The organism is Microbacterium sp. T2.11-28 (genome assembly GCF_950097975.1).
Classification (GTDB): Bacteria; Actinomycetota; Actinomycetes; order Actinomycetales; family Microbacteriaceae; genus Microbacterium.
The window spans coordinates 48,249-71,240 of record NZ_CATNHF010000031.1; the positions used below are offsets into that span (position 1 = coordinate 48,249).

21 protein-coding genes are annotated in these 22,992 nt (G+C 71.3%); 15 read left to right on the forward strand and 6 right to left on the reverse strand.

Translation table 11 applies throughout. The annotated features are described in order from the left end of the window. The first annotated feature begins 5 nt into the window (after positions 1-5). Positions 6-1,784, forward strand: a complete 1,779-nt coding sequence (locus QQZ13_RS14960) for a hypothetical protein (protein WP_284530264.1) — start codon at positions 6-8, stop codon at positions 1,782-1,784. Between the two features lie 13 nt (positions 1,785-1,797). On the opposite strand, the gene QQZ13_RS14965 is transcribed toward QQZ13_RS14960, so the two are convergent. Next, positions 1,798-2,742: a Ppx/GppA phosphatase family protein gene (locus QQZ13_RS14965; protein ID WP_284530265.1), complete on the reverse strand. Its 945-nt coding sequence runs from the start codon at positions 2,740-2,742 to the stop codon at positions 1,798-1,800. A 49-nt stretch (positions 2,743-2,791) separates the two neighbouring features. Here QQZ13_RS14965 and coaA point away from each other — a divergent pair, with 49 nt between their 5' ends. The 9 genes from coaA (at position 2,792) to QQZ13_RS15010 (ending at position 10,436) form a co-directional block, all read left to right on the forward strand. Beyond that, the gene (gene coaA, locus QQZ13_RS14970) at positions 2,792-3,736 is read left to right on the forward strand and encodes a type I pantothenate kinase (protein ID WP_284530267.1); all 945 of its coding nucleotides are present in this window, start codon (positions 2,792-2,794) and stop codon (positions 3,734-3,736) included. A 75-nt stretch (positions 3,737-3,811) separates the two neighbouring features. Continuing rightward, entirely contained in the window at positions 3,812-5,662 is a 1,851-nt protein-coding gene (gene glmS, locus QQZ13_RS14975) for a glutamine--fructose-6-phosphate transaminase (isomerizing) (RefSeq protein ID WP_284530269.1), read from the forward strand. Positions 5,663-5,701: 39 nt separating this feature from the next. Next, the gene (locus QQZ13_RS14980; protein WP_284530270.1) at positions 5,702-6,082 is read left to right on the forward strand and encodes a holo-ACP synthase; all 381 of its coding nucleotides are present in this window, start codon (positions 5,702-5,704) and stop codon (positions 6,080-6,082) included. 26 nt (positions 6,083-6,108) lie between these two features. Next, positions 6,109-7,206: an alanine racemase gene (alr, locus tag QQZ13_RS14985; RefSeq protein ID WP_284530355.1), complete on the forward strand. Its 1,098-nt coding sequence runs from the start codon at positions 6,109-6,111 to the stop codon at positions 7,204-7,206. Continuing rightward, positions 7,203-7,697: a tRNA (adenosine(37)-N6)-threonylcarbamoyltransferase complex ATPase subunit type 1 TsaE gene (gene tsaE / locus QQZ13_RS14990; protein ID WP_284530271.1), complete on the forward strand. Its 495-nt coding sequence runs from the start codon at positions 7,203-7,205 to the stop codon at positions 7,695-7,697. Before alr ends, tsaE begins: the two co-directional genes overlap by 4 nt. A gap of 36 nt (positions 7,698-7,733) precedes the next feature. After that, entirely contained in the window at positions 7,734-8,402 is a 669-nt protein-coding gene (tsaB, locus tag QQZ13_RS14995) for a tRNA (adenosine(37)-N6)-threonylcarbamoyltransferase complex dimerization subunit type 1 TsaB (protein WP_284530272.1), read from the forward strand. After that, positions 8,399-8,905 (forward strand): ribosomal protein S18-alanine N-acetyltransferase, encoded by a 507-nt coding sequence (rimI, locus tag QQZ13_RS15000; protein WP_284530273.1) that lies wholly within the window; start codon positions 8,399-8,401, stop codon positions 8,903-8,905. The genes tsaB and rimI overlap by 4 nt, the downstream gene beginning before the upstream one ends. Continuing rightward, positions 8,905-9,963, forward strand: coding sequence for a tRNA (adenosine(37)-N6)-threonylcarbamoyltransferase complex transferase subunit TsaD (gene tsaD, locus QQZ13_RS15005; RefSeq protein ID WP_284530275.1), 1,059 nt, complete (start codon positions 8,905-8,907; stop codon positions 9,961-9,963). Before rimI ends, tsaD begins: the two co-directional genes overlap by 1 nt. Continuing rightward, complete coding sequence (locus QQZ13_RS15010) at positions 9,960-10,436, forward strand: hypothetical protein (RefSeq protein ID WP_284530277.1); 477 nt, start codon at positions 9,960-9,962, stop codon at positions 10,434-10,436. The genes tsaD and QQZ13_RS15010 overlap by 4 nt, the downstream gene beginning before the upstream one ends. Before the next feature lie 3 nt (positions 10,437-10,439). On the opposite strand, the gene QQZ13_RS15015 is transcribed toward QQZ13_RS15010, so the two are convergent. Next, complete coding sequence (locus QQZ13_RS15015) at positions 10,440-11,627, reverse strand: class I SAM-dependent methyltransferase (RefSeq protein ID WP_284530278.1); 1,188 nt, start codon at positions 11,625-11,627, stop codon at positions 10,440-10,442. 158 nt (positions 11,628-11,785) lie between these two features. Between QQZ13_RS15015 and groES the strand changes: the two genes are divergently transcribed. The 3 genes from groES (at position 11,786) to QQZ13_RS15030 (ending at position 14,654) form a co-directional block, all read left to right on the forward strand. Further along, positions 11,786-12,082 carry a co-chaperone GroES gene (gene groES, locus QQZ13_RS15020; RefSeq protein WP_005050391.1) on the forward strand — a complete coding sequence of 99 codons (297 nt, stop codon included), beginning with the start codon at positions 11,786-11,788 and terminating at the stop codon, positions 12,080-12,082. A 154-nt stretch (positions 12,083-12,236) separates the two neighbouring features. Continuing rightward, positions 12,237-13,169: an EamA family transporter RarD gene (rarD, locus tag QQZ13_RS15025; protein ID WP_284530281.1), complete on the forward strand. Its 933-nt coding sequence runs from the start codon at positions 12,237-12,239 to the stop codon at positions 13,167-13,169. Positions 13,170-13,352: 183 nt separating this feature from the next. Continuing rightward, entirely contained in the window at positions 13,353-14,654 is a 1,302-nt protein-coding gene (locus QQZ13_RS15030; RefSeq protein WP_284530282.1) for an ABC transporter substrate-binding protein, read from the forward strand. Positions 14,655-14,877: 223 nt separating this feature from the next. On the opposite strand, the gene QQZ13_RS15035 is transcribed toward QQZ13_RS15030, so the two are convergent. The 4 genes from QQZ13_RS15035 to QQZ13_RS15050 all read right to left on the reverse strand — a co-directional run bounded on the left by QQZ13_RS15035 (position 14,878) and on the right by QQZ13_RS15050 (position 18,971). Beyond that, complete coding sequence (locus tag QQZ13_RS15035) at positions 14,878-15,588, reverse strand: ABC transporter ATP-binding protein (RefSeq protein ID WP_284530357.1); 711 nt, start codon at positions 15,586-15,588, stop codon at positions 14,878-14,880. A gap of 62 nt (positions 15,589-15,650) precedes the next feature. Then, a complete protein-coding gene (locus tag QQZ13_RS15040; protein WP_284530358.1) occupies positions 15,651-16,598 on the reverse strand; it encodes an ABC transporter ATP-binding protein in 948 nt (315 codons plus the stop codon). A gap of 70 nt (positions 16,599-16,668) precedes the next feature. Then, the gene (locus QQZ13_RS15045) at positions 16,669-17,646 is read right to left on the reverse strand and encodes a branched-chain amino acid ABC transporter permease (protein WP_284530283.1); all 978 of its coding nucleotides are present in this window, start codon (positions 17,644-17,646) and stop codon (positions 16,669-16,671) included. Positions 17,647-17,648: 2 nt separating this feature from the next. Further along, positions 17,649-18,971: a branched-chain amino acid ABC transporter permease gene (locus QQZ13_RS15050; RefSeq protein ID WP_284530284.1), complete on the reverse strand. Its 1,323-nt coding sequence runs from the start codon at positions 18,969-18,971 to the stop codon at positions 17,649-17,651. Positions 18,972-19,265: 294 nt separating this feature from the next. On the opposite strand from QQZ13_RS15050, the gene guaB reads away from it, so the two are divergent. Further along, positions 19,266-20,768, forward strand: a complete 1,503-nt coding sequence (gene guaB, locus QQZ13_RS15055; protein ID WP_284530285.1) for an IMP dehydrogenase — start codon at positions 19,266-19,268, stop codon at positions 20,766-20,768. Positions 20,769-20,817: 49 nt separating this feature from the next. Next, positions 20,818-22,989 carry an acyltransferase family protein gene (locus QQZ13_RS15060; protein ID WP_284530286.1) on the forward strand — a complete coding sequence of 724 codons (2,172 nt, stop codon included), beginning with the start codon at positions 20,818-20,820 and terminating at the stop codon, positions 22,987-22,989. The last annotated feature ends 3 nt before the right edge of the window (positions 22,990-22,992 follow it).

Sequence of the window (22,992 nt, forward strand, 5' to 3'; positions counted from 1 at the left end):
CGGGGATGTCCACACCCCCTGCGCGCGTCCGGTCACGGCTGACGGCCGTTGCGGGGCACTGGTGGGAGGCGGTCTCCAGCGGACGGTTCTTCACGAGGTGGACGCTCCTCGCGTCGGGCGTCGCCGCGGTGCTGATCCTCAGTCCGTACGGCGGGCTCGACGGCGTGACCGAGCACCTGGCCGCCATGGCCGCCTCGCTGCTGGCGTGGCTGGTCATCGTCGTGCTCGTGCTCCCGGTGGCCGTCGCCGAGCGTCGCCTCGACAGCGCTCTCGCGCGCGGGGTGCTGGTGATCGGCACCCTGATCGCCGTCTCGATCGCCCGCCCCTTCCTCAACGACCTGACCGCCTCGACGCTGTTCGGGCACGAGGGCACGGGGGAGTGGCTGCAGCGCATCGCGACCAACGCCCTCAGCTGGTTCGCGGTGCTCCCGCTGGTCGCGGCCTCGGCCGCCTGGTACGCCGACGCGAAGGAGTCCGCCAACCGGCTCGCGGCCGCGCTCGCGGTGTTCGACGACCTGCGGGGACGCGTCATCCGCTACGGACAGCAGAACGCCGCGCTCCTGACCGATGCGGTCGCCGACGTCCGCCGGCGCCGCGACGCGCTCCTGGCGGGCACGATCGACTTCGACGCGGTGAGGGCGTTCGCCGATGAGGTGCGCGCGGCCAGCCACCGGCTGGACGACCGGCTGCGCTCCCGCCTGGACGGCGTCGTCGACGGCGGTGCCGCCGAGACGGCGCGCGGCCCGGCCGTGCCCTTCCTGGCGCGGCTCGCCCGGCCGAACCCGCTGCTGGTCGTCGTGCTGTACTACCTCGCGAGCACCCCGTACACCTTCGTCCTGGGCGGGATCCCGCTCATCCTGGTGGCCCTCGCCCTGCTGCTGCTGCTCGCCTACGCCGCCGACCTCGTCATCCGCGTGGCCGGCCGGGGCCACGGACCGGTGCTGCGCGGAGCGATCGTCCTCGCCAGCTGGGTCGGCGTCGGGGTCGGGATCGTCCTCATCGGCTTCCTCCTCACCTCCGCCGACGGCATCGTCCTGGCCATCCCCCTCGTGACGGTGCCGGCTCTGGCGGTCGTCGTGGGTCTCACCGCGGACGCCGTCGAGCGCTCGCGCGAGCAGAGCCGCACCCTCACCGAGCTGCTGGCCCACACCGACGCCCTGGCGACCGCGCAGACCGCCCAGGCCCGTGAGCCGCTGTGGCGGGCCGTCGACCTCCTGCACGACCGCGTCCAGAGCCGCTGCGTGATCTTCGCCGCGCGCGTGGACGACCGCCCTCCCACCGCGGAGGAGATCCGGCGCTTCCGCATCGACACCGAGTCGGCCTTCGCGGAGATCCTGGTCGGAGCGCCCGAACGCTCCGACACCACCGACCTCGACGGTCTGCTGGCGATCTGGTCGGGCATCCTCGACGTGCGCGCCGACATCGACGCGGCCGCCGTCGTGGCCCTCCAGGACGCCGAGGTCGCCGCGGCGGTCGGCGCGGTCGTCAGCGAGGGCTTCGTCAACGCCGTCAAGCACTCGGCGGCGCGCGCTGCCCGCCTCTCGGTCTCGACGAGCGCGGACGAGTCGGAGCTGAGGGTCGCCGTGTCCTCGTCGGGGACGCTGCGGGGCACCGGCACCCCGGGCCTCGGACTCGCGTCGTTCGGCGAGCGGGCGCACCTGCGTCAGGTCGGCGACCAGGTGGTGCTCGAGGTCATCGTGCCGCTGAGTCATCACGAGGCCACGACGTTCGACACCTCGCACCGTCGGCGCCGGCCGCCCACCATGGCGGTCCGGGTCCCCTGATCCGCGCGGTCGCTCAGCGGCCGGGGTCGCTCCACGACAGCGACTCGATGTAGCGCAGCAGCACGCCCTCCCGCAGCGCCCAGGGCGAGACCTCGAGCTCGTCGACGTCGAGCACCGTCATCGCGGTGTGCAGGACGACGGCGCCCGCGACGATCTGGAACGTCCGGTCGGCGGTGATGCCGGGGAGCTCCTGCCGCGCGGAGGCGGGCAGCCGGGCCAGGCGGGGGATCCAGGAGCCGAGCGCGCCGCGGGGCAGGCGCATCGCGTCGGTGCCGCTCCAGCCGGGGACGGGGTAGCCGGCAAGCTTCGCGAGGGAGCGGATCGCCTTGGACGACCCCACCACGTGGTGCGGTGCCGGCTGGTCGCGCATCAGCTCGGCCACGGGGGCGAGCGTGGCCCGCGTGTGCTCGCGCAGCACTTCCACCGCTTCCTCCCCGGGCGGGTCGTCGGGGAGGAACTCGATCGTCATGCGTCCCGCGCCCAGGGGGACCGAGGCGGCGACGTCGGGGAGCTCGTCCGACCCGGCGGCCAGTTCGAGGGAGCCGCCGCCGATGTCGAAGAGCAGGATCTGCCCCGCCGACCAGCCGAACCAGCGGCGCACCGCGAGGAAGGTGAACCGCGCCTCGGACTCGCCGCCGAGCACCTGGAGCTCCTGGCCGAGCGCCGCCTCGATCCGCGCGATGACGTCGGCGCCGTTGCTGGCCTCCCGCACCGCGCTGGTCGCCGTCGCGAGCAGCTCCTCGACGTTCTCCGCGTCGGCGACGGTGCGCGCGGCGGCCACCGCCTCGACGAGCGCGGCGACCCCCTCCTCCGAGATGGAGCCGTCGGGCTGGACGTACCGCATGAGGCGCAGCACGGTCCGCTTGCTCGTGGTGGCCAGCGGCCGGCCACCGGGGCGCACGTCGGCGACGAGCAGGTGGACGGTGTTCGAGCCGATGTCGAGGACTCCGAGGCGCATCCCGTCAGGCTAGCGAAACCGATGCGGCTCGAGGGATAGAGTGGCGGCGATGGCCACCGAAGACACCGCCATGGGCGAATCGCTCTACCGTGAGATCGACCGCGCGGACTGGGCGCGACTGGCTCCGGGCATCTCCAACCCGCTCACCGAGACCGAGATCGTGCAGCTGCGCGGAATCGGCGACCGCCTGGACATGGCCGAGGTGCGCGAGGTGTACGTGCCGCTGAGCCGGCTGCTGAGCGCCTACGCCGAGAACACGAAGCGCCTCGGTGCCGAGACGGCGTCCTTCCTCGGCGAGCCGGACTCGACGACGCCGTTCGTCGTCGCCGTGGCCGGTTCGGTGGCGGTCGGCAAGTCGACGGTCGCACGTCTGCTCCGCGAGCTCATGAGCCGCTGGCCGGGCACGCCCCGCGTCGAACTGGTCACCACCGACGGGTTCCTGTACCCCAACGCGGAGCTCGAGCGCCGGGGCCTCATGGCGCGCAAGGGCTTCCCGGAGTCCTACGACCGTCGCGCGATGGTGAGCTTCCTGTCCGAGGTGAAGTCCGGAGCGGCGGAGGTGCGGGCGCCCTTCTACTCGCACATGCGCTACGACATCATCCCCGACGCGTACGTGACCGTGCGGCGGCCCGACGTCGTGATCGTCGAGGGCCTCAACGTGCTCGCGCCGCCGCCGACCCCGCACGACGTCGCCGTCAGCGACCTGTTCGACTTCTCGATCTACGTCGACGCCGACGTCGAGCACATCGAGTCGTGGTTCGTGAACCGGTTCCTGACACTCCGGGAGAGCGCGTTCAGCAACCCGAACTCGTTCTTCAAGGTCTTCGCCACCATCTCGGACGAGGAGGCCGTCGAGCAGGCCCTCGGCTTCTGGCGCGACATCAACCTGCCGAACCTGCGCGAGAACGTCGAGCCCACCCGGCACCGCGCGAAGCTCGTGCTCAACAAGGCCGCCGACCACACGGTGGCGTCGGTGCAGCTCCGCAAGCTCTGACGCGTCCGCGTCGCGGCGGTTCTCCCGGTCATTTGTCAGGGCTCCGACCAAACTCGCACGCCTACGATTGACGGCATGTGTGGAATCGTCGGATACGTCGGCCCGCGGCCGAGCCAGGACATCCTCCTGTCCGGGCTGGCGCGCCTCGAGTACCGGGGGTACGACTCCGCCGGCATCGCCGTGATCGACGGGGACGGACAGCTCGGACTGCGCAAGCGCGCGGGCAAGCTGAAGGTCCTCCGCGACGACCTGGTCGACCACCCGCTCGCGGACGGCACGACGGGCATCGGCCACACCCGCTGGGCCACCCACGGCGGCCCGACGGACGCCAACGCGCACCCGCACCTCGCCGACGAGGACCGTCTCGCCGTCATCCACAACGGCATCATCGAGAACTTCGCCGAGCTCAAGGCCGAGCTCGTCGCCGAGGGGTTCACCTTCCGCAGCGAGACCGACACCGAGGTCGCCGCCGTCCTGCTCGGACGCGAGTACCGCGCCACGGGCGATCTCGTCACCGCCTTCCGCGCGGTGGCGTCGCGGCTGGAGGGCGCCTTCACGCTCCTCGCGATGCACCGCGACGAGCCGGGGCTGGTCGTGGGCGCGCGCCGCAACTCCCCGTTGGTGATCGGCCTCGGCGAAGGGGAGAACTTCCTCGGGTCCGACGTCGCCGCGTTCGTCGAGCACACCCGCAGCGCGCTGGCCATCGGGCAGGACGAGATCGTCGCGATCACGCCCGCCGGCGTCACGGTCACCGACTTCCACGGCGAGCCGGTCGAGGTCGAGCCCTTCGAAGTCGTGTGGGACGCCGCCGCCGCCGAGAAGGGCGGCTGGTCCTCCTTCATGGCCAAGGAGGTCTCCGAGGAGCCCGAGGCCGTCGCCAATACCGTGCGCGGCCGCATCCGCGACGGCGAGGTCGTGATCCCCGAGCTCGACGGTCTCGATTCCCTGTTCGCGGGGATCACGCGCGTGATCGTGATCGCCTGCGGCACCGCCGCCTATGCCGGCATGGTGGGCAAGTACGCGCTCGAGCAGTGGGCGCGCATCCCGGTCGACGTCGAGCTGGCGCACGAGTTCCGCTACCGCGACCCCGTCATCGGCCCCGACACGCTCGTGGTGTCGATCTCGCAGTCCGGCGAGACCATGGACACGCTCATGGCGGTCAAGTACGCCCGCGAGCAGGGGGCCAGGACGCTCTCGATCTGCAACACGCAGGGCGCGACGATCCCCCGCGAGTCCGACGCCATCGTCTACACCCACGCCGGTCCCGAGGTCGCCGTCGCGTCGACCAAGGCCTTCGTGGCGCAGATCACCGCGCTGTACCTGCTGGGGCTGCACATCGGACGGATCCGCGGCACGCTGTCGCCGGCGGACTCCGCGCGCTCGGTGGCCGAGCTGGAGGCGGTGCCCGGCAAGATCTCCTGGGTGCTCGAGAAGGAGCAGGCGCACATCGCGCAGTTCTCGCACTGGATGGCCGACACGCAGTCGGTGCTGTTCCTCGGCCGTCACGTCGGGTACCCGATCGCCCTCGAGGGCGCCCTCAAGCTCAAGGAGATCTCCTACATCCATGCCGAGGGCTTCGCGGCCGGCGAGCTCAAGCACGGGCCCATCGCCCTGATCGAGCCGGGGCAGCCCGTGTTCGTCATCGTGCCGTCGCCGCGCGAGTCCGCCGAGCTGCACAAGAAGGTCGTGTCGAACATCCAGGAGATCCGCGCCCGCGGCGCCCGCGTGATCGCCGTCGCCGAGGAGGGCGATGCCGCCGTGCTGCCCTTCGCCGACGAGGTGCTGCGCATCCCGCTGGCCGGTCCGCTGTTCGAGCCGCTGCTGGCCGTCGTCCCGCTGCACATCTTCGCCATGGGCCTGGCCACCGCCAAGGGCCTGGACGTCGATCAGCCTCGGAACCTGGCTAAGTCGGTCACCGTCGAGTGAGCGCGGCGGCCCCTCCGGGTGCGGCGGTAGGCTGACGGGATGATCGTCGGAATCGGCGTCGACCTCGTCGACATCCCCCGGTTCGAACGATCGCTCGAGCGCACGCCCCGGCTGATGGAGCGGCTCTTCGCGGTCGCCGAGCGCAGCCTGCGACCGCACTCCCTGGCGGCGCGCTACGCGGCCAAGGAGGCGCTGATCAAGGCGCTGGGCGGCTCGGACGGCGTCCACTGGACCGACATCGAGGTGGCCTCCGAGCCCTCGGGACGTCCGGTGTTCTCGTTGAGCGGCCGGACCGCCGAGACGGTCGCGCAGCGCGGCATCCGCTCTCTCCATCTCTCGCTCTCGCACGACGCAGGGGTCGCGATCGCCTACGTCGTCGCCGAGACGGGTGACCCCGCACGCGGCGGGAGCGACGCGTGACCGATCAGCGGATCCCTCCCGGCCCGATGCGCGAGGCGACGATCGACGTCGGAGCGATCGCGGCCAATGTCGCGAGACTACGCCGGCTCACCGGTGTCGAGGTCATCGCGGTCGTCAAGGCCGACGGCTACGGACACGGCGCCGTCCGCTCCGCGGTCGCGGCCCTCGAGGGCGGGGCGACCCGGCTCGGCGTCGCCGACGTCGGCGAGGCGCTGGCGCTGCGGCGCGCCGGGATCGAGGCCCCGATCATGGCCTGGCTCCACGCCCCCGGCCAAGGGTTCGAGGAGGCCGTCGCCCTCGGCATCGAGCTCGGCATCTCGTCGTACGACCAGCTGCTCGCGGCGGCCGCCGCAGGGGGTGAGCGGGCCGCCGTCGTCCATCTGAAGGTCGAGACCGGCCTGGGGCGCAACGGGCTGCCGCCCGCCGAGCAGCATCGCGTCTTCGCCGAGGCGGCGAGGCTGGAGCGGATCGGCCGGCTGCGCGTCGTCGGCATCTTCAGCCACCTCTCCAACACGAGCGAGGCCGACGACCGGGCCGCTCTCGCGCGGTTCCACGAGGCCCTCGTCGCCGCCGCCGCGCAGGGGCTCGCCCCGCGGCTGCGTCACCTCGCCGCCTCGCATGCCACCCTCGCTCTGCCCGAGGCGCGGTTCGACGCCGTCCGCATCGGGATCGCGATGTACGGGCTGTCGCCGTTCGCCGACCGCACCTCGGCCGATCTGGGGCTGCGCCCCGCCATGACGCTGCGCGCGGCCGTCGCGGCGGTGCGCCGCGTGCCGGCCGGTCAGGGCGTCTCGTACGGGTATCAGCACCGCACCTCGGCCGAGACGACGCTGGCCCTGGTGCCGCTCGGCTACGCCGACGGCGTGCCGCGCGGCGCATCGGGAGGAGGCGCCGTGCGGATCGGCGGCCTGGTGTTCCCGGTGGCGGGCCGCATCGCCATGGACCAGTTCGTCGTCGACGTCGGGGACCACCCGGTTGCGGTCGGCGATCCCGTGACCCTCTTCGGCGATCCGGAGCGAGGCCTTCCCGCCGTCGAGGAGTGGGCGGACTCCGCGGGCACCATCAACTACGAGATCGTGACGCGGATCGGACCGCGCGTGCCCCGCCGGCAGGTGTCCACGTGAGCGGGCTCGCCGCCTTCGCGGGGGAGAGGATCGTCTCGTCCGTGGCGGCGATGGAGGACCTGGGTCGCCGGATCGGCGGCGTGCTGCGCGCCGGAGACCTCGTGGTGCTCACCGGCGCGCTCGGTGCGGGGAAGACGACCCTCACCCGCGGCATCGGGGACGGGCTCGGGGTGCGCGGGCCCGTGCAGAGTCCCACGTTCGTGCTCGCCCGCACGCACCCCTCGCTCGTCGACGGTCCCCCGCTCGTGCACGTCGACGCCTACCGCCTGGGGTCGGCGGCCGAGCTCGACGACCTCGGCCTGGACCTGGACCGCTCCGTCACCATCGTCGAATGGGGGCGCGACATGGTCGACGGGCTGGTCGACCAGTGGTGGGAGATCGAGCTCGACCGCGAGTGGGCCGGCGCCGCAGCGGCCGACGCGGCTGATGACGCGGCCGCCGACATGGAGGACGTCGCACCCCGGCGGGTCACCGTCAGCCGCCGTCCCTGACGACGGCGCCGCCGCACCCGCGGCTACGCTGGAGGGATGATCCTGGGCATCGACACCTCGCTCGGCACGGCGGTCGCCGTCGTCGAGGCGGACGGCGTCGTGCGGTCCGAGGCCGCGAGCCCCGACCCCCTCGCCCACGCGGAGGTGATCGGGGTGCTCCTCGAGCGGGCACTCGCCGACGCGGCGCTCGGGCCCGTGGGCGCGACCGCCGCGCCGACGCCCGTCGAGATCACCCACGTCGCCGCCGGCATGGGCCCCGGCCCCTTCACAGGGCTGCGGGTGGGCATCGCCGCTGCGAGGGCGTTCGCGCTCGCGCGCAGTCTTCCCGTCGTCGCCGTCCCCAGCCACGACGCCGCAGCGCTCGCCGTGCTCCTGGCCGACCCGCACGCGCCGTCGGAGCCGTTCGCGGTCGTGACCGATGCCCGGCGCCGGGAGTTCGCCTACACCGTCTACGACGGCCTCGACGACGACGGGCACCCGGTGCGGATCGCCGAGCCGGCGCTCTCGCCGCGCGACGCCCTCGACGAGCTCCTCGCCGCGGGCGGTGTGCGCCGCATCGACGTCTCCGCCGTCCCGGCCTCGATGGTGGCGCTGGCCGCCGCGCGCGCCGTCGCCGCCGGCCGCACGCTCACGGGCGGGGAGCCGCTCTACCTCCGCGCTCCGGACGTCACGCTGCCCGGTGCGCCCAAGAAGGTGGGCGCATGAGCCTGCGCACCGCGACGGCCGCGGACCTCCCCGACATCATGGCGCTCGAGCGCGACTCCTTCCCCAGCGACGCGTGGAGCGAGGCCATGATGGCAGCCGAGATCGCGTCCCCGCACGGCCGCTACGTCGTCGACGTCGAGGCGGGCACCCTCCGCGGCTACGGCGGGGTGCGCGCGGTGCAGGGCGCAGCGGATGCCGACATCCAGACGATCGCGATCGCCCCCGCCGCCCGGGGCCGCGGCCGCGGACGTGCGCTGCTGGCCGAGCTCATCGCCTCCGCCCGCAGCCGCGGCGCGCGCGAGGTCTTCCTGGAGGTCCGCGCGGACAATCCCGTCGCCACCGCCCTGTACGCGTCGGAGGGCTTCGTCGAGATCGGCCGCCGGCCGCGCTACTACCAGCCCGACGACGTCGACGCCGTCGTCATGAAGCTCGACCTGGCGGGATGGGCGCGCGCGCACGAGGCCCGACCCGAGGACGAGACGCCCGGGAAGGGGTGGTGCTGATGGGCGCGGAGCCCCTGGTGCTGGGCATCGAGACCAGCTGCGACGAGACCGGCATCGGGATCGTCCGCGGCCGCACCCTGCTGTCCAACACCATCGCCAGCTCCATGGCCGAGCACGCCCGGTACGGCGGCGTCGTGCCGGAGGTCGCTGCCCGCGCCCACCTCGAAGCCCTGCAGCCGGCGATCGAGGCCGCCGTCGCCGAGGCCGGGGTCTCCCTCGCCGACCTCGACGCTGTCGCCGTCACCAGCGGTCCCGGGCTCGCGGGCGCCCTCATGGTCGGCGTCGGAGCGGCCAAGGCGCTCGCCGTCTCGCTGGATCGACCGCTGTACGCCGTCAACCACCTCGTGGGGCACATCGCCGCCGACATCCTGACCGGCGAAGAGGTCGAGTACCCGACGGTCGCGCTGCTCGTCTCGGGAGGTCACACCTCCCTCCTCCTCGTGCGCGACCTCGTCTCGGACGTCGAGCTGCTCGGCGAGACCATGGACGACGCGGCCGGGGAGGCGTTCGACAAGATCGCCCGCATCCTGGGGCTGCCCTACCCGGGCGGGCCGGAGATCGACCGCGCCGCCGCAGAGGGCGACCCCGACGCCGTCCGCTTCCCGCGGGGCCTGTCGCGCGCCTCGGACATGGCGGCCCATCGCTACGACTTCTCGTTCTCGGGACTCAAGACGGCGGTCGCCCGCTGGGTGGAGCGCGCCGAGGCGGCGGGGGAGCGGGTATCGGTGCCCGACGTCGCCGCGTCGTTCCGCGAGGCGGTCGTCGACGTGCTCGTGACCAAGGCGCTCGACGCCTGCGCGCGGCACGACGTGCCGCGCCTGCTCCTGGGCGGCGGCGTGATCGCGAACCGGCGGCTGCGCGAGGTGGCGCTGGAGCGGGCTGCGGCGGCCGGCGTGGCGGTGCGGATCCCTCCGCTGTCGCTGTGCACCGACAACGGCGCTATGATCGCGGCGCTCGCCGCCGAGCTGATCCGCAGCGGACGGCCGGCGTCCACGCTCGCGTTCGGCGCGGACTCGACCCTGCCGGTGACCGAGATCCAGGTGGCGGTCGGCGCATGAGCGGCGACCGTGAGCCCCAGAGTCCGCCGCCGGACGGCACCGCCCTGCCCGCGGACGTCCCGCAGGTGCCCGTGCCGATCGTCGAGACGCCGTCTCCCGATGTCACCGCCGCCGAGTCGTCGGGGCTGCCCGGTGAGCACCGCGGCGGCTTCCAGCGCGCCTTCACCGAGCCGGTCGCGGTGACCTCGCCGGTCCACACCGAGGTGCGGTGGGCGCCGGCCCCCGCAGCCCCGCTGCCGCGCAGCGGTCCGTGGGCGCTGACCTTCGGCATCCTCGCGCTGATCTTCTCGCTGCTGGTGGGCTGGGGCTTCCTCGTCGGCCTCGTGGGTGCAGGGCTCGCCGTGGTCGCCCTGCGCCGGCCGTGGGAGAGTCGGGGCGTCGCCGTGTGGGCGCTGTGCCTGAGCCTGCTCTCCCTGGTCTACAGCGCCGGTTGGCTCTGGTGGGCCTCCACGCAGGGACCGCTCTTCGGCTGAGCGTCAGACCCGGTCGGCGAGCAGTGCGACCCGGCCGCCGTCGATCCTCGTCAGCAGGAGGGTCGCGGAGTCATCGCCCGCGAGCTTCAGCTTCGGACGCAGCGCGGCCGGATCCACGTCGACGCCGCGCTTCTTGATCTCCAGCGTGCCGATGCCCCGCTCGCGCAGGGCGCGGCCGAGCCGCTTCACGTCGAAGGGCAGCTGTTCGCGGACGCGGAAGGACTGGACGAACGGGCTCGTGAGTTCGGCGTCGGAGGTCAGGTAGGCGATGCCGTCGGCGAGCATCCCCGCGTCGAGCCGTCTGGCGACCTCGCCGATGAGCCGCGCCCGGATGACCGAGCCGGCCGGCTCGTGCACGTAGGCGCCGAGAGCGCGCACCGGCTCGTCGTCGGCGTCTGCGGGCGCGGTCAGCTCGTGCGCGGCGTCGCCCTGCACCACCAGGGCCGCACGGGCGACGCCCGGACGGGCGAGGATCCCCGACCAGAGCACCAGCTCGATCGTGGACCCGTCGACGGTGATCCACTGCGCCTCGACGCCGGCGGGAATCGCCGCGCGGTCGAGCCCGGGTCCGAGCTTGATGCCCACCGGCATCCGCGCCGCGAGGTCCAGGGCCCACTCCAGCGACGGCGTCCAGTCCTCGGGACGGGTGCGCCGGGTCTCACCGTGGCCCGCGGACCGGCGCGCGGGGTCGAGCCAGACGGCGTCGATGCCGGAGAGGTCGGTCTCCTCGGCGCGGGCGTGGCGCACGACGGCCGCGCCGCCGAAGGGCGCGAGGTTGTAGGCGGCGATCGCGGCGGTGACCTCGTCGGCGTCGACGGCGAGCACATCGAGTCCGATGCCGGCCAGGCCCAGGGCGTCGCCGCCGATCCCGCAGCCGAGGTCCGCGACGCGGGCGACGCCGGCGTCGCGGAAGCGCCCCGCGTGGCGAGCGGCCATCGAGAGCCGTGACGCCTGCTCGAGTCCGGCGCGGGTGAAGAGCATGCGGGCGGCGAACGGGCCGAACTTCGCGCCCGCGCGGGTGCGCAGACGCGCCTGCCCCACCACGGCGGACACCAGCTCCGGGGCGATGCCTGCGGCGCGCAGCCGCGAGACCGCGGCGGCCACGTCGGCCGTGGAGTCGACCGGACCGAGGTCGTCGAGGAGGCGCAGTGCCTGAGGAGTCAGGAGGGTCGCGAGCTCGACGTGGTCCACCCGGCAAGCCTACGTGCGCGCCCGACCCCGCGCGGAGGCGGCTGGCACTCGCGTTGCACGAGTGCCAGCGGCGCTCTACACTTGGCGTTAGCACTCGAAGTGTGCGGGTGCTAACGAGTCTTGAAGCACAGACCCCTGAAGCAAGAAAGAGGTAGACCGTGTCGGTTTCCATCAAGCCGCTCGAGGACCGCATCGTCATCAAGCAGGTCGAGGCTGAGCAGGTCACGTCCAGTGGACTGGTCATCCCCGACACCGCGAAGGAGAAGCCCCAGGAGGGCGAGGTCGTCGCGGTGGGCCCGGGTCGCATCGACGACAACGGCAACCGCGTGCCGCTCGACGTCGCCGTCGGCGACCGGGTGATCTACAGCAAGTACGGCGGGACCGAGGTCAAGTTCGGCGGCGACGAGTTCCTCGTCCTGTCCGCGCGCGACGTCCTGGCGGTCGTCGTCCGCTGATCGCAGACGTCTCGAAGGGCCCCGATGCCGACGCATCGGGGCCCTTCGTCGTCGGCGGGGTCCGGGCGTCGTGGCAGGCGGACCGCGACGATCGGCAGGATCCCGTCGACCCTGCCGGGGCTCGGGTGGTCATGACCGTCCTAGGCTTGGACCCATGACACCCCGCTCCTCCGCCACCCGAGACGACGGAGAGCAGGTGCGCGGCGGCGTCCTCGCGTTCATCGCCTACTTCCTCTGGGGCTTCATGCCCCTCTACTTCCTGACGCTCGTCCCCACCGGGCCGTGGGAGGTCGTCGCGTGGCGGATCATCCTCTCGCTGGCGTTCTGCGCGATCCTGCTGACGGTGACGCGCACGTGGGCGAAGCTGTGGGCCATCCTGCGCACGCCGCGCCTGGTCGTCTGGACGATCGTGGCGGGACTGCTGATCTACGTGAACTGGCAGGTCTTCCTGATCAGCACGCTGACCGGTCACGTCATCGAGGGCTCGCTCGGATACTTCATCAACCCGATCGTCACCGTGCTCCTCGGCGTGCTGGTGCTCGGCGAGCGGCTGCGGATCGCCCAGTGGGTCGCCATCGGGATCTCCGTGCTGGCCGTCGTCGTGATCGTCGTCGGCTACGGCGCCTTCCCGTGGATCGCCCTCACCCTCGCCGCGAGCTTCGGCGCCTACGGTCTCGTCAAGAAGCAGATCGGCCCGAGCGTCGACGCCATCAGCGGACTCACCCTGGAGTCGCTGTGGCTCCTTCCGGTCGCCCTCGTCCAGCTCGTGGTGGTCGCCACCACCACCGGGCTGACCATGGGGCAGGCCGGTGCCGGGCACACGCTCCTGCTGCTCCTGGCCGGAGCGGTCACGGCCACGCCCCTGCTGTTCTTCGCGGCGGGCGCCCGCCGGGCGCCGCTGACGGTCATCGGACTGCTCCAGTTCGTCGCCCCGATCCTGCAGTTCATCACGGGTGCCTGGATCATGGGAGAGCCCATGCCCCTGGAGCGCTGGATCGGCTTCGGGCTCGTCTGGCTGGCGCTGGTCGTCCTCATGGCCGACTCGCTCCGGCACGCGCGCCGGCCGGTCGTCGCCGAGCCCTCCTGAGAGCGCTCCCCGCCCGGGAACAGGCGGGAGGAGCGGGTCCGGCGGTGCCGTTATCGCATCGTGACCATGCCGTATCACAGCGTTAACGGATCGCAACATTGGCGACGCGTCGTGGCGATTAGGTTATTCCCAACTGGGACGGCACCCGAGGTCGTCCCTTGTTCATCCATAGCAAGGAGCAACATGACCGTCTTCACACGTTCGCGTGCGGGCAAGGTCCTCGGCGCCATCGCCGTCGCCGGAGCCAGCGCCGTGGTCCTCGCAGGCTGCGCCGGGGGCACCACCCCGACCGAGACCTCGTCTGAGGCGCCCGTCGAGACGCGCGATCTGACCCTCAAGATCGGCACGATCCTCCCGCAGTCGGGCAGCCTGTCCTTCCTCGGCCCGCCCGAGGAGGCCGGTGTCGGTCTCGCCGCCGCGGACATCAACGAGGTCGCCGACACCACGGGTCTCACGATGGACGACATCGTCTGGGGCGACTCGGGCGATGCGACCAACAACGCGTGGCAGACCACCGCTCCCCGCCTCATCCAGGAGGGCGTGTCCGCCGCCATCGGCGCCGCCTCGTCGGGTGTGACGAAGCTCTTCCTCGACGACATGGTCTCGGCGGGCATCATCACGTTCTCGCCGGCCAACACGTCGGCCGACTTCACGACCTGGGACGACAACGGCCTCTACTGGCGCACCGCTCCCTCGGACGTGCTGCAGGGCGAGGTGCTCGGAAACCTGATCGCCGAGGACGGCCACGAGAACGTGGCGTCGATCTACCTGAACGACTCGTACGGCACGGGCCTGAACCAGTTCTTCAGCGAGGCGTTCGAGGGCGCCGGCGGCACGGTCGTCGAGTCGCAGGCGTTCAACGCCGGTGACACCTCGTTCGACGCGCAGATCTCGGCCGTGATGGCCTCGAACCCCGACGCGATCGCCCTGATCACGTTCGACGAGGTCTACACGATCGCTCCCGCGCTGATCGCGGCCGGCTACCCGGCCGAGGACCTGTACTTCGTCGACGGCAACCTGAAGCAGTTCGGTGCCGACGAGAAGTGGCCCTCCGACGTCAGCCTCGAGGGCGCCAAGGGCACCACGCCCGCCGGTCCGTCGACCCCGGAGGACTTCCAGGCGCGCCTGGTGGAGTTCTGGAAGACGGCTCCGACCAGCGACGGCAGCGACCTGACCGACTTCTCGTACGCCAACGAGTCGTACGACGCCGTCGTGCTCATCGCCCTGGCCGCGCTGAAGGCGAACTCGACCGACGCCGCCGACATCGCAGAGAACCTGCAGGCGGTCTCCGGCGGCGGCGACGCAGCCGGTGAGAAGTGCACCACGTACGCCGACTGCGCCGACATCATCCTCGGTGGCGGCGAGGCGGACTACGACGGCTTCTCCGGCCCGATCACCTTCGACGAGAACGGTGACCCGACCGAGGCGACCATCGGCATCTTCCAGTTCGACGACACCAACACCTTCACCCGCATCGACCTCTGATCGACGCAGTGAGGAAGGGCCCCGGAGCGATCCGGGGCCCTTTCGCGTGCCCGGTGCGCCCGCGTGCCCGGTGCGCGTCCCGTGCGCCGTCCTCGCGGGCGCCGGCGGCCGGACGCGGCCGGCACGGGAGGCGCGACGAAGGCCGGTGGCAGGCACGACGAAGGGGGCGGGATGCGGTGGCATCCCGCCCCCTTCGTGGCGCCTCACGCGGTGCCGAGGGCGCTCAGTCGGTGCCGAGGGTGCCCAGGTACAGGCCGATGACCTTCGGGTCGTTCAGCAGCTCGCGGCCGGTGCCCTCGTACGCGTCGCGGCCCTGGTCCAGCACGTAGCCGCGGTCGCAGATCTGGAGGCAGCGCCGGGCGTTCTGTTCGACCATGATGGTCGTCACGCCCGCCTTGTTGATGTCGGAGACGCGGATGAAGGCGTCGTCCTGGCGGACCGGCGACAGTCCCGCGCTCGGCTCGTCGAGCAGCAGCACGGCGGGATCCATCATGAGCGCGCGGCTCATCGCGACCATCTGGCGCTCACCGCCCGACAGCGACCCGGCGCGCTGCTTGAGGCGCTTGCCGAGCTCCGCGAAGATGCCCGTGACGAACTCCAGCCGCTCGGCGTAGGCCTTGGGCCGCTGGAAGAGCCCCATCTGCAGGTTCTCCTCGATCGTGAGCGAGGGGAACACGTTGTTGGTCTGGGGCACGAATCCGACCCCGCGCTGCACGAGACGGTCGGACTTCAGCCCGACCACGCTCTCGCCGTTGACGGTGATGTCGCCCTCGCGGACCTTCACCATGCCGAAGATCGCCTTCAGCAGCGTGGACTTCCCCGCCCCGTTCGGGCCGATGATCCCCACCAGCTCGCCCTTGCGGGCCGTCAGGTTGGCGCCGTTGATGATGTTGATGCCCGGGAGGTAGCCCGCATACAGATCGGTCACGTTCACGACGAGCTCGTCGCTCTTGACCGGGGCATCGACGACCTGGGTCGTCGGTGTGGACGCGTCGCTCACTTGTTCTCCTCCTCGGCCTCGGCGATCGCCGACTGCTCGACTTCCTTGATCTCCTCGAGGAGCTCCTGCGCCGACGCGTCGAGTTCGCCCTCGATGCGGCCGGTGACGACGCCGAGGTCGACGTCCTGGTGGCTGCCGAGGTAGGCGTCGATGACCGCCTGGTCCTCCATGACGGTGTCCGGCGGCCCCTCGGCCACGACGCGCCCCTCCGCCATCACGACGACCCAGTCGGCGATGTGGCGGACCATGTGCATGTCGTGCTCGACGAACAGGACCGTCATGCCGAGGTCCTTGAGGTCGAGGATGTGGTCCAGCAGCGACTCGGTGAGCGCCGGGTTGACGCCGGCCATCGGCTCGTCGAGCATCACGAGGGTCGGGTCGCTCATGAGGGCGCGCGCCATCTCGAGGAGCTTGCGCTGACCGCCCGACAGCGACGCCGCGTAGTCGTCCTGCTTGGTGTCGAGCTTGAACCGGGCCAGCAGCTCCTTGGCCTTGGCTTCGATCTCGTCGTCCTGCGAGCGCCAGATGAAGGGGAGGATGCTGCGCCAGAGGCTCTCGCCCTTCTGGCCGGTCGCGCCGAGCTTCATGTTCTCGAGGACCGTCAGGAGCGACAGGGCCTTGGTGAGCTGAAAGGTGCGCACCTGGCCCATCCGCGCCACCTTGAACGACGGGATGCCCGACAGGTTGGTGCCGTCGAACGACCACTGTCCGCTGTTGGGCTTATCGAACCCGCAGATCAGGTTGAACAGCGTCGTCTTGCCGGCGCCGTTGGGGCCGATGAGCGCGGTGATCGCGCCGCGGGGGATCTCGAGGTGCTCGACGTCGACCGCGGTGAGACCGCCGAAGCGGCGGGTCACGCCGTCGATGATGACGATCGGGTCGGTCTTGGCGACGCCCGGCACCGGAGCGCCGGTGGCCAGCCCGCCGGTCTTCGGGCGGCGGATGCTGCCGGTGGTCACGGGCACCGCGCCGGTGTCGCCGGGAGCGGGACTCGGAGTGCTGCTGCCTGCTTCGTTACTTGACAAAGGTCAGCTCCCTCTTGTTGCCGAAGATGCCCTGCGGGCGGAAGATCACGATCAGCATCAGGGCGACACCGACCAGGACGTAGCGGAGGTTGGCCGCCTGGATCGAGGAGATCGGCAGCACCCCCTGGGAGGCGAGCGCCGGCAGGACCGCGTCGAGGAAGGCCATCAGCACCCAGAAGATGACCGCGCCGACGACGGGACCGAACACGGTCGCCGCGCCGCCGAGCAGCAGGATCGTCCAGATGAAGAACGTGAGCGAGGTCTGGTAGACCGACGGCACCACGGCCGAGGGCAGCGAGAGCACGACGCCGCCGAGGGCGCCGAACACACCGCCGATGACGAGCGCCTGCATCTTGTAGGCGAAGACGTTCTTGCCGAGCGAGCGCACGGCATCCTCGTCCTCGCGGATGCCCTTGAGGACGCGCCCCCACGGGCTGCGCATGAGCGCCCACACCAGGTACACCGCGATGGCCAGCAGGATGATGCCGAACACGCGGACCCACAGCTGGTCGGCGGTGTAGACCCACGGGCCGAACCCGTAGGTGCCCTCCGGGAACGGGTTGGCCCCGCGGAACCCGGCGTGGTACCCGCCCAGGCCGTCGGCGGAGTTGGTCCACTCGTCGAACACCTGGGTGGTGAACAGGAGGCGCACGATCTCGGCCGCGGCGATCGTCACGATGGCGAGGTAGTCCGCGCGCAGTCGCAGCGTCGGGATGCCGAGGATCACCGCGAAGATCGCGGCGCCCACCATACCGATGAGGATGCCCACCCACCAGGGGAGGCCGAAGCTCAGGATCGAGATGGCGTAGCCGTACGCGCCGATGGCCATGAAGCCGGCGACACCGAAGTTGAGGAGTCCCGCGTACCCGAAGTGCACGGCGAGTCCGACCGCCGCCAGGGCGTACGCGATCGTGACGGGGCTGAGGATATAGCCCAGGCTGAGGTTGATGATCTGCCCGAAGTCCACGGTTATCCGAGCCTTTCCTTGCGCCCCAGGATGCCCTGCGGTCTCACGAGCAGAATCACGATCAGGATCGCCAGCGCGCCCACGTACTTGAGGTCCGGCGGCAGCCACAGCGTCGAGATCTCGACGAGGAGGCCCACGATGATCGAGCCGATCAGGGCCCCGAAGGCGGTGCCGAGACCGCCGAGGGTGACCGCGGCGAAGATGAGCAGCAGGACGTGCATGCCCATGTCCCACTTCACACCGGGGCGGAAGTACGCCCACAGCACGCCGGCGACGCTCGCGAGCGCCGTGGCGAGCATCCAGACGATCCGGATGACGCGGTCGACGTTGATACCTGACGCGGCGGCCAGGCCGGGGTTGTCGGAGATCGCGCGGGTGGCCTTGCCGATGCGGGTGCGCAGCAGCCAGAACGCGACGGCGACCAGGAGCACGACGCTGATGGCCATCGACCACATGTCGATGACCGACAGGGCGATGGGGCCGAAGAGCGGGATCTTGGGGGAGCCGGCACCGGGGAGCTGGTAGGTCGCGCCGCCGATGATGAGGTTGAAGAAGTAGCGCGCCGCCAGCGACAGGCCGATGCTGACGATCATGAGCTGCACGAGCCCGAGGCCCTTGCGTCGCAGCGGCTTCCACAGGCCCGCGTCCATCACCCACCCGAGCGCGACGCCGGCGATCACCACGATCGGGATCACCAGGTACATGGGCAGCGCGCTGGCACCTGTGCCCAGCGCCAGCGCCACGATCGCGCCGAAGGTGAGCATCTCGCCGTGAGCGAAGTTGGTGAGCCCCGTCGTGCCGAAGATGAGCGAGACGCCGACGGCGGCCAGGGCCAGCAGGAGGCCGAAGTTGAGGCCGTTGACGAAGCGCTCGAAGAACTGGTCGGCGAAGGAGGTGGTGATCCGCTCGCCCTCGCCCAGGAAGAGGTTGAGGATCTTCGACCCCGTGAGACCGAACTCCACCTCGAACGACGCCGTCGTGCCGCTGATGGGCTGCGTGCCCTCGGGCAGCTGCGCGGCGTCGACGATGACGCCCTCCGGCAGGGTCGTCTCATCGACGGTGAGGGTGAAGGTGTCCTTCTCGGGCACGTAGATGCGCCAGCGCCCCTCGGCGTCGGTGATGGTGGACGCCTCGAAGCCGTTGCCCTCGATCGACATCACGACGTCGCCGACCGGCTCGTCGTCGAACTTGATCACACCGGCGAAGTAGAACGGCGTCTTCTCCTGGTCGCCGCCGGGCGTGTCGGGGGCGGATGTCGCGGCGAACGCGGCCCCCGGACTGCTCAGCAACAGGAGTGCGGCCGCCAGCACGGCGCCCAGGGTCAAGACGAGCCATCTCACAGGATGGCCCGCTCTCACGGTCGTGGGACTCAACAGATCCTCCAGTCCGGGCGCACCTCGGGCGGTGCGGTCGCATCGGCATTGATCAACGACGGTACGAGCGTAATGTGTCGGTTCTGTTTCGCCTACCGCACGATCTGTTCCGCCACCCCGGAAAGGGGGTGACCGCGCGGGCTCCACCGGAATTAATCGCGGCTCCGGCGACTTAGAATCGGAGAGTCCCCGAAACGGCCATCGGGGCACGCGGCAACAGCGGAAGATCGGCACGCAGGAGAGCGCATGGAGCACAACGACCCGTTCGGTTTCGTCGGACTGACGTATGACGACGTCCTGCTCCTCCCGGGGCACACCGACGTCATCCCCTCCGAGGCCGACACCTCCTCGCGGGTCACCCGGCGCATCACCGTGGCCACGCCGCTGCTGTCGGCGGCCATGGACACCGTCACGGAGTCGCGCATGGCGATCGCGATCGCCCGCGAGGGCGGCATCGGCATCCTGCACCGCAACGCCTCCATCGAGGAGCAGGCGTCGATGGTCGACCGCGTGAAGCGCAGCGAGTCCGGCATGATCACCGACCCGATCACGACGACGCCCGACGCGACGATCGAAGAGGTCGACGGCCTCTGCGCGCAGTACCGGATCTCGGGTCTTCCCGTCGTCGACGAGGAGGGTCGCCTCGTCGGCATCATCACCAACCGCGACATGCGCTTCGTCTCGGGCTTCGAGCGCCAGACCACCAAGGTCCGCGACGTCATGACCAGCGAGGGCCTGGTCACCGGCCGCGTCGGCATCGGCGCCAACGAGGTCATCGCCCTGTTCGCGCAGCACCGGGTGGAGAAGCTGCCGCTCATCGACGACGAGGGCAAGCTCGCCGGCCTCATCACGATCAAGGACTTCGACAAGAGCGAGAAGTATCCGCTCGCGACCAAGGACGAGCAGGGACGCCTGCGCGTCGGTGCGGCGATCGGCTTCTTCGGCGACGCGTGGCAGCGCGCCGAGGCGCTGCGCGATGCGGGCGTCGACGTCCTGGTGGTCGACACCGCCAACGGGCAGTCGGCCGGCGTCATCGACATGATCCGCCGTATCAAGGCCGACGCGTCGTTCGACCACATCGACGTCATCGGCGGCAACGTCGCGACCCGGGAGGGCGCCCAGGCGCTCGTGGACGCCGGCGCGGACGCCGTCAAGGTGGGAGTGGGACCGGGGTCGATCTGCACGACGCGCGTCGTCGCCGGCGTGGGCGTCCCGCAGGTCACGGCGATCTGGGAGGCGTTCCAGGCCACGCGCGACGCCGGCATCCCCGTCATCGCCGACGGCGGCCTCCAGTACTCGGGCGACATCGCCAAGGCGCTCGTCGCCGGCGCCGACACCGTCATGCTCGGTTCGCTCCTGGCCGGCACCGACGAGTCGCCGGGCGAGGTCGTGTTCCAGGGCGGCAAGCAGTACAAGCTGTATCGCGGCATGGGCTCGCTCGGCGCGCTCCAGACCCGCGGCAAGAAGACCTCGTACTCCAAGGACCGGTACTTCCAGGCCGACGTGCCCAACGACGACAAGCTGATCCCCGAGGGGATCGAGGGACAGGTCGCCTACCGCGGCCCGGTCTCGGCCGTCGCGTACCAGCTGGTCGGAGGCCTGCGTCAGTCGATGTTCTACGTGGGCGCGCGCACCATCGACGAGCTGAAGGCGCGCGGCAAGTTCGTGCGCATCACCGCCGCCGGGCTCAAGGAGTCGCACCCGCACGACGTCCAGATCGTCGTCGAGGCACCGAACTACAAGAAGTGAGGCGCGCGTTCGGCGCAATCCCAGGCGCCGAGCCATACAATCGACACCCGTGACTGACGCCGCCCTCGCGACGCCCGGGACCACCGTCCCCGGGGGGCTCCGTCGACGCTCCGCGCGACGCGGGCCGCAGCGATTCCGTGCGGACATCCAGGCGCTGCGTGCGATCGCCGTGCTCCTCGTCGTCGTCTATCACCTCCGTCCGAACCGCCTTCCCGGCGGTTACATCGGCGTCGACGTCTTCTTCGTCATCTCCGGATTCCTCATCACGAGCCATCTGGTCCGCGACGCGGCGCGCACCGGCCGGGTGCGGCTGGGGGCCTTCTGGGCCGCCCGCGCGCGCCGCATCCTGCCGGCCAGCCTGGTCGCGATCGGCGCGACCGTCGCGGTGACCTCCTGGTTCGCGCCCGTCACCGCCTTCGCCGACCTCGCCAAGCAGGCTCTCGCCTCGATCTTCTACGTGGAGAACTGGGTGCTCGCCGGCGACGCCGTCGACTACTCCGCCGCGGAGAACGACGCGACCCCGTTCCAGCACTTCTGGTCGTTGTCGGTCGAGGAGCAGTTCTATCTCTTCTGGCCGCTCATCGTCTTCGCTGCGCTGTGGATCGTAGCCCGTCGGAAGGGCGCTGCGGACGGGCACGACGGGCGGCGTCTGCGGCTGGTGCTGCTCGTGATGTTCGGTGCGGTCGTCCTGGCCTCCTTCGCCTACTCGGTCTACGCCGTGTCGCAGGGGCAGGTCGACGCCTACTTCGTGACGACCACCCGGGTCTGGGAGCTGGGAGCGGGAGGCCTGCTGGCGGTCATCGGGGTGAGGCGGCTCCCACGCGGGGTGCGCGCGCTCCTCGTCTACGCCGGACTGGCGGCGATCGCCGTCTCCGCGTTCACGCTCACGAGCGAGTCCCCGTTCCCCGGCCTGGCCGCCCTCCCCGTCATCCTCGGGACGGTGGCGGTGATCGTCGGTGGCACCGCCGGGCAGGACGCCCCCGCGCCGGTCCCGCCGTCGTGGGATCGCTGGGATCCCTGGACCCGCGCGTCGCGACTGCGGGCCGTGCAGTGGATCGGTGACCGCTCCTACTCGCTGTACCTGTGGCACTTCCCCGTCATCATCATCTGGACGATGATGGCGGACCGCACCGTGGACCACCTCGACATCATCGCGATGTCGGTCGTCTCTGTGGTGCTCGCCCACTTCAGCTACGAGTTCATCGAGCAGCCGGTTCGCCGCGCCTCGTACTTCAGCTCCTCGACACCGCGGACCCTGATCGCGGGTCTGGTCGCGATGGTCCTCGTGGCCGGGACGACCTTCGCGTACCCCGTCATGACGGCGCGTGCGGCGGGCGGCGGCGACTGGGATGCGCTGGCGCAGCAGGCGAGCGCGCTGCCGCGGACGGGCGCTGCGGCGGTGCTGCGCGCGGGTGATGTTCCGACGTTCACGACCGCCGACGCCGCCGTGACCCCCAGCCCGCTCCTCGCCGGGAGCGACCGCAATGCGATCTTCAGCGACGCGGAGTGCGTCGCCGGGCAGCGCGACGCGGTCACCCCGGAATGCACCGCCGGGGATCCGTCCGCCGACCCGTCGGTCGTGCTCGTGGGCGACTCGCACGCACGCATGTACTCGACGGCGCTGGCCGAGCTGGCCGAGCGCGATGACTGGCATCTGCGCACCTATCTGCACAACGCCTGCCCCTTCAACCCGGTTCCGCGGGAGATCGAGGTGCAGAAGGAGTCGGTGTGCACCGCCCCGAACGAGGTGGTGATGGATGAGCTCCTCGCCTCGCGCCCCGACCTCGTCGTCACGACGTGGTCCTCGTCTGCGGCGATGGTCGACGACGGCGCTGAGGGGGCGCCCGGTGCTGCGGGCTTCGCGGAGTACTGGAACCGCCTCGAGGACGCCGGCATCCAGGTGCTCGTGATCCGCGACACCCCCCGCATGAGCGTGGACGTCCCGGACTGCGTGGCGCAGAACTACGACGACCCCGACGAGTGCGCCGTCCCGCGTGAGAAGGGCCTGCGAGGGGAAGCGGTGTTCGCCGATGCGACCCGCATGGCTCCGCGTGCCAGCGTCGCCGATTTCACCGATCGTCTGTGCACGGCGGAGGTCTGCAAGGCCGTGGTCGGCAACGTGGTCGCCTTCACCGACCGTCACCACCTGAGCGACACGTTCGTGCGGACCCTGAAGCCGGAACTCGCTGCGGCGCTGACGTCCGCCCTGGCCGCCGGGTGACGT